Origin of the sequence: Rhodococcus sp. R1101 (genome assembly GCF_000278445.1) — a bacterium.
GTDB lineage: Bacteria > Actinomycetota > Actinomycetes > Mycobacteriales > Mycobacteriaceae > Rhodococcus > Rhodococcus gordoniae.
Genome location: NZ_AJVB01000965.1, coordinates 1 through 394, shown reverse-complemented (window position 1 = coordinate 394; position 394 = coordinate 1). Strand labels below are relative to the sequence as shown.

At 73.9% G+C, this 394-nt stretch carries 1 pseudogene; it reads right to left on the bottom strand.

The window, feature by feature from the left end:
* Nucleotides 1-394: pseudogene (locus R1101_RS29125) on the bottom strand (phenylalanine--tRNA ligase subunit beta); the annotation flags it as partial.

Genomic DNA, 394 nt, shown 5'->3' with positions numbered 1-394 from the left:
CGTCCTGTAGGACCGCCGGGAACGGCGAGACGAGCGGGGCGGGAAGAGATTCCACGATCGGCAGGGCATCGAGATCGAGCTCGAAGGCGCAGGTGCGGGCCGGCAGCCCGGCACGCTCGATCACGGCCGGATGCAATTCTCCGGCATGACCGACGACCACGCCGTCGACGAGCAGTTCGGCGCAGCGGCCGGGATGCCACGGCAGGTACTGTGCGGCGCGGCGCTCGAGGCGCACCCCCGCGGCGCGTGCCACGCTCTCCGCGGCGGCGAAGGCGTCGAAGGCATCGGCGGCCCGGCCCGGCCCCCACGGTCCGGCCGGTTCGCGCAGACCGGCGAGCACACCACCGACGTGGACGGGCTGCGCCGGCAACGACCCTTCGAGCAGCGCGATCTC